General features: G+C 63.0%; 5 protein-coding genes and 1 pseudogene. 2 read left to right on the top strand and 4 right to left on the bottom strand.

Annotation, left to right across the window (positions count from 1 at the left end):
• Positions 1–365 precede the first annotated feature (365 nt).
• On the top strand, positions 366–1,154 hold the full coding sequence (locus EN738_RS29380; protein ID WP_127286707.1) for a thioredoxin family protein: 789 nt from the start codon (positions 366–368) through the stop codon (positions 1,152–1,154).
• Positions 1,155–1,287: 133 nt separating this feature from the next.
• Here EN738_RS29380 and EN738_RS29375 read toward each other — a convergent pair.
• Positions 1,288–1,958, bottom strand: a pseudogene (locus tag EN738_RS29375) (DUF938 domain-containing protein).
• Between the two features lie 582 nt (positions 1,959–2,540).
• Between EN738_RS29375 and EN738_RS29370 the strand changes: the two are divergent.
• Entirely contained in the window at positions 2,541–2,930 is a 390-nt protein-coding gene (locus EN738_RS29370) for a DUF2794 domain-containing protein (protein WP_126057429.1), read from the top strand.
• A 120-nt stretch (positions 2,931–3,050) separates the two neighbouring features.
• Here the strand turns inward: EN738_RS29370 and EN738_RS29365 are convergent, their stop codons facing one another.
• The 3 genes from EN738_RS29365 to EN738_RS29355 form a co-directional block, all read right to left on the bottom strand.
• On the bottom strand, positions 3,051–3,629 hold the full coding sequence (locus EN738_RS29365; RefSeq protein ID WP_127286706.1) for a GNAT family N-acetyltransferase: 579 nt from the start codon (positions 3,627–3,629) through the stop codon (positions 3,051–3,053).
• A gap of 105 nt (positions 3,630–3,734) precedes the next feature.
• Positions 3,735–4,514: a Bax inhibitor-1/YccA family protein gene (locus tag EN738_RS29360; protein ID WP_127286705.1), complete on the bottom strand. Its 780-nt coding sequence runs from the start codon at positions 4,512–4,514 to the stop codon at positions 3,735–3,737.
• Between the two features lie 230 nt (positions 4,515–4,744).
• Positions 4,745–6,059: FtsX-like permease family protein (locus EN738_RS29355; protein WP_127286704.1), on the bottom strand; the 1,315-nt coding region annotated here is incomplete at its 5' end.

The following is a 6,059-nucleotide window of genomic DNA, read 5'->3' as shown; positions in this document are numbered from 1 at the left end:
CCCCTATTCCCCTATTCCCCTATTCCCCTATTCCCCTATTCCCCTCCGCACTTCCCGCACGCCCCACAATCCAGCGGCAATAAAGGCAAGGTTGGTCAAAGCATTAGCCGGCTCTGCCCAAAGTTCCGGCCCGGTCCGCTCGCAATAAAGATCGACGGGCGTCGGGAGAGTTTGCCACATGACGATGATGCGCCCTCCTAATCGAACCGCGGCATGAAGTGGAGGGGTCTTTCCTATTGCGGCCCTGGGCGTGCTTGCAACGCCGAAAATTTCACCGCAACGTGACTTCCCGTTGACTGGCGGTTCTGCCACATATTTTAGCAATCAGAACAAGGCCGGCGTCACCGGCGGGAATCGGAACGGCCATGGCATTTGCAAACCCCTTGCGGCTCGCGGTTCTTGCGCTGGCCCTGTCGGCAAGCGCCGGCACGGTGCTTGCAAGCGAGCCAGAGAGCGCCCGGGCCGATAAACAGCAAACCGACAAGCCGCTCGGCGTGGTCGAGCTTTTCACCAGCCAGGGCTGCAGCTCCTGTCCGCCGGCCGACGAGTTCTTTGCCGAGCTTGCCAGCAAGGAGGACCTCGTCGCGCTCGCCTATCACGTCAACTACTGGGACTATCTCGGCTGGCAGGACACGCTGAGCAGCAAGGAAAACACCGACCGGCAGTACGACTACATGCGCGCCTTCGGCAGCCGCTCTGTCTACACGCCGCAAGCCGTCATCAACGGCCGCAGCCACGTCAACGGCGCCAGCCGCAAGGAAGTCGACGGCACGCTGGCGCGCCTCAACCGGACCGGCGAAGGCATGCGCGTCGGCATCAAGGTCAGCCGCACCAGCGACCGCGTCATGATCGATGCCGGCGACGCCGGCAACGGCCCCAACGACGCCCATGTGGTGATCGTCTATTTCGATCCGCCGCAGATGGTGAAGATCGGCCAGGGCGAGAACAGCGGCCGCAGCCTGACCTATTGGAACGCCGTCTCCGACATCCAGATCGCCGGCATGTGGCACGGCAAGCCGCAGCGCTACGAATTGCCGATGACCGAAATCGCCAAGAAGGCCGGCTGCGCGGTGCTGCTGCAATCCGTCGGCAAGGACGGCATGCCAGGCCCGATCCTCGGCGCCGCCTTCATCCGCAAGCCCGACCGGCTTTAGAGCTTCCTCGTCCTAGAGCATTCCAGGAAGTGCGTATCGGTTTGCGTCCGGAATTGCGTCAAAACAAAGAGATAGAGCGGTTCAGCGTTTCCACTGAAACGATGAATAGCCAATAGAATGGGACGATTGTCGTTCAGGCACTATCGCAGGAGAAGACAACCGACAAATTGTTAGCAGGCATCTCGATCGCCTCGCGGAGACTAAGTCGAGAGGCCTCACCCACGCGTTCAAGATCAGCAATATCACGCACACCCCAAGATGGGTTGCGCTCCTTTAGAGATGCGTCGAAAGCGGCGTTGGATGGTGCGTTGTGTGTGCCGTCGCGCATGAATGGCCCGTAGAGAACAAGAAGCCCACCAGTGCGGAGCAAACGGCCAGCGCCTGCAAACAATCCTAAACTTGCCGCCCACGGCGCGATATGAACCATATTGATCGACACGATGGCGTCAAACGGCGCCGTTTGCTCGACGCCCCATAATCTCGAGCACACATCTATTTCAAGCGGCGCGAGCACATTATTCAGCCCAGAAAATTTGATCCAGCTAGAGGTGCTGGCGCGTGCGTCGGCATCAGGATCGCTTGGCTGCCAGGTGAGGTTGGGCATCGCTTCCGCAAAACACACGGCGTGCTCCCCGGTCCGCAGCCAATCTCCAGCACCACGCCATGTGTCGGAAGAACACGCTTTAGGACCGCGAGGATCGGTGCCAAATTTCGCGCAGCTGAAGGCGAGAACATGCGCTGGTCGGGGCTCATGCCGCGCTGTTCAAGAGCAACAGGCGAGCGGTTGTCATTCTCCTCGGGCATGGGCCGCAGATCCTCCGGGGCCGACGTTTCCCGCTTTATAGCTGAAATGATGGAACCGGATCCCGAAGATTTTGGACTGCAAGGCCTCGTCGAAGGAATATCCGAGGATGGTTGGAATTGGTCCTTCGCGTCGTGTGCCAAGCGTCAGCTTCTTCATCACTAGGAGCGAAGCGACGCAGCGCAGACCCAAGGATCACGAAAGCCAAGCAGTAAAAAACCGGCGTCAGCTTGCTTCTGACGCCGGTCATTTAGGTTTTGGGATCGTCGCACCCGATTTTCCGAGGGAAAACCGAGGTTGGTTCGATCCGACGCAGACCCGTGGGCGGGGGGCTTGGGGTTTACGAGCCGGTGCCGGACCGAACCGTCTCAGGCAACGCCGGTAAACTCGTCGGACATTGGGGCATGAGCGCGGTTAGAAAATGGCAGAAATGTGGCAGAGCATCACCAATTCCAACAGGAGGTTCACAAACGTGACTGGACGTGACGGAAACAGCGCTGCGCTGGCATGCTTCGCCGGCTCTTGCAATTCCATGGCGAACGGGCCAACTTCTGAAGGCGAAGATTCATTCGAAGGATCTAGGCATGACCGATCGCGGTGGCAGTGGGACGGAGGATGGGGACGCATCCGCAATATTGATCCCGCTGCATGAGGCCCGACGCGAGCGCCTCGACCAGCCGGTGCGCTTCGACCGGCGCGAACTCGATCAGATCCTCAGGCTCTACGGACGCATGGTCGCCGCCAATGAATGGCGCGACTACGCCATCGACCATCTCTCCGACCGCGCCGTCTTCTCCGTCTTCCGCCGCGCCAGCGAGGTTCCGCTGTTCCAGATCGTCAAGGATCCGAAGCTGGCGCGCCGCCAGGGCGCCTTCTCCGTCATCGCCGCCGGCGGCCGCATCCTGAAGCGCGGCCAGGAGCTCGGCCGCGTGCTCGGCGTCTTCGATCCAAAGCTGAAGGTTATCGAGGCTTGAGCTGGGAGTCGAAGAGGAACTGAGGAACTGGGGAACTGACGAATTGAAGAATTAGGGAAGAAGGCACTCAGCGCCTGGTGTAACCGCCGCCTTCCTTTTGTTCTCCAATTCTCCAGTTCCTCAGTTCCCCCTTAGTCCATCACGGAACCGCCGCTCCGGCCACGAATCCGAATCCGGCGCACGTCCTGCCCCGCCATTCAGCGACAGCTGCATGAAGACCGTGTCCAGCCAGCGTCCGTGCTTGTAGCCGGACCCTTCCAGGCGCCCGGAATGGCGGAAGCCGAGCTTCTCGTGCAGCCGCACCGACGCGCTGTCGGCATGGCCGTCGCCGATGACGGCGATGATCTGGCGGAAGCCGGCCGCCTCGGCCGCGTCGATCAGCCCTTGCATCAGCAGCCACCCGACACCCTGGCCCTTCGCCTCGGGCGCGACATAGACGGAATCCTCGACGACGAAGCGATAGGCCGGGCGTGGCCGGAACGGACCGGCATAGGCATAGCCGAGCACCGCGCCATCCTTTTCCGCCACCAGATAGGGGAAGCCGCCCGCCGTCAGACCGTCGAATCGGCTGCCCATCTCGGCGCGGCTCGGCGGCTCCAGCTCGTAGCTGGCGGTGCCGTGCGTCACCGCATCGGCGTAGATTTCCGTGATTCGGTCGAGGTCCGCGGCGCCGGCGGCTCTGATCGTGATGCTGCTCATAATTTATGCAAATCTTTCACCTGCCCTCCATAACAGCAAAGGCAGGCGCAAAAGAAAAGGGCGGCCATTGGGCCGCCCCTCGTGAACTCAGTAGTCCAGTGCCGTTCAGCGGCGGTCGCCCATGAACTGCAGCAGGAACATGAACAGGTTGATGAAGTCGAGATAGAGCCTCAAGGCGCCCATAGTCGCCTTGCGGCCGGCGACATCGCTGGCGTCGCCGTCGAAATACATCTCCTTGATCTTCTGCGTGTCGTAGGCGGTGAGGCCGGAAAAGATCAGCACGCCGATCGCCGAGATGGCGAAGGACAGCGCCGACGAGGCCAGGAAGATGTTGATCACCATGGCGATGATCAGGCCGAACACGCCCATGACCAGGAACGAGCCGAACGCTGTCAGGTCGCGCTTGGTCGTATAGCCGTAGAGCGACAGCGCGCCGAAGGCGGCCGCGGTGGCGAAGAAGGTCTGCGAGATGCTGGCGCTCGTATAGACCAGGAAGATCGACGACAGCGACAGGCCGACAAGGCCGGCATAGACCCAGAACGTGGTCTGCGCGGCCGAAACGCTCATCGACTGGATGCGGGCCGACAGGAACAGCACCGGCGCCAGCGGGGCGAGGATGACGACCCAGCGCAGCGGCGAGCCGAAGATCGCATAGCCGAAGGAGGTCAGCATCTCGCCGCTCGGCAGCGTAGCGACTGCCGAGGCCGGGTCAGTGGTGGTGGCCAGCATGATCGTGCCGATAGCGGCAAGGCCGGTGATGAGCAGGCCAAGCCCCATCAGATTGTAGACCTTGATCATGTAGGCGCGCAGGCCCTGGTCGATGTCCGCATCGACACGGGTGCCGGGCACGGCGCGCGTCTGGTAGTTGCGAATGGGATCAGCCATTGGAATTCCTCTGTTGCTTCTGCCCCGTCCGGTGTCCGGCCTTTTCTGGCCCAGGCGCCGCTGGCAGGGCTCCAGCATGCCTGCGCGGAATATGATGGTTCTTCGCCTGAAGAACAAGTCCGTAACCGGCTGTAACGGTTCGTGAGAAGGTAAAAAGCCGCTTCGACGGCCTTTTTCGGGGGCATTCTTACCAAGATTTAACCCGGCGCGGGTGTCGCGAGCCCGGCAAATCAGAGATTGCGCAGCACCGGCGCCGCCTTGTGCCCGAGCACCCGCCAGGTTCCGGCAAGGCCGATGCCGACCGTGACGGCCAGCGAAAACAGCATCGTCGCCATCGCCACTTCCGGCATGAAATGCGATGGCAGCGTCATGATGCGCGCGACCACGAACCAGGCCGCGACGCCGCCCGCCGCCAGCGCGAAGACCGCCGTGGCAAGGCCGATCAGCACATATTCCAGCGAGAACGCCGTGATCAGCGTCCTGCGCGTCGCGCCCAGCGTCTTCAGCACCACCGCATCATGGATGCGCGCCCGGTTGCCGGCGGCGAGCGCGCCGGAGAGCACCAGCACCGATGCGATCAGCGCCACGCCGGCGGCGGCGCGGATCGCGGTGCCGAGCTGGCCCACCAGCCGGTTGACGATGTCGAGCGCATCCTTGACCCGGACCGTCGTCACCGCCGGAAAAGCGCGGGTGACGGCGTTGAGCAGACGGGCGTCGTCCGCCGTGGACGCGTTCTTGTCGGTCAGCGTCGCCAGCCAGCCATGCGGGGCTCCGGCGAAGGTGTTGGGCGAGAACACCATGACGAAATTGATGCCCATCGTCTCCCATTCGACCTGGCGGAAATTGGCGATCCTGGCGGTCACGTTGCGTCCCAGCACATTGACGGTGACGGTGTCGCCGAGCTTCAACCCGATCTGCCGCCCCTCCTCGGCCGAAAACGACACCAGCGGCTCGCCGGCATAGTCCTGCGGCCACCACGCGCCTTGCGTCAGCGTCGCGTTGGCGGGCATTTTGGCATCGTAGGTCAGGCCGCGGTCGCCGCGCAGCACCCAGGCGCCTTCCGGCGGCACGCTCACCTTGCCGACATCGATGCCGTTCAGCGCCATCACCCGTCCGCGCAGCATCGGCACCTTGACCAGCGTTCCGCCGGGGGCCTCCTTGCCGATCAGCGCCGAGAAGGCGTCGACATCGCCGCTCTGGATATCAACGAAGAAGAAGTTCGGCGCCCGTTCCGGCAGGCTGCCGGAGATCTGCCGCCTGAGATTGCCATCGATCAGCGCCAGCGTCACCAGAAGCGTCAGCCCGAGCCCTAGCGACAGCACCACCGACGGCGTCAGGGCGCCCGGCCGGTGGATGTTGCCCAGCGCCAGCCTGAGCGCGACCGAGCGGACACGCGGACTCTTCCGCGCTGCCCATTGCACCAGCGCGCCGACCAGGCGCAGCACCACGAATGCAACGATCGTGGCGCCGACGAAGATCGAGGCGATGCGGCGGTCGCCGGAAAACAGGATGGCGAGCGCCGCCAGGAACAGCGCGATGCCGACC

The sequence above is a fragment of the Mesorhizobium sp. M4B.F.Ca.ET.017.02.2.1 genome (genome assembly GCF_003998955.1).
Classification (GTDB): domain Bacteria; phylum Pseudomonadota; class Alphaproteobacteria; order Rhizobiales; family Rhizobiaceae; genus Mesorhizobium; species Mesorhizobium abyssinicae.
Note: the sequence above shows the minus strand (reverse complement) of the source record. Positions and strands in the feature narration are given on the sequence as shown.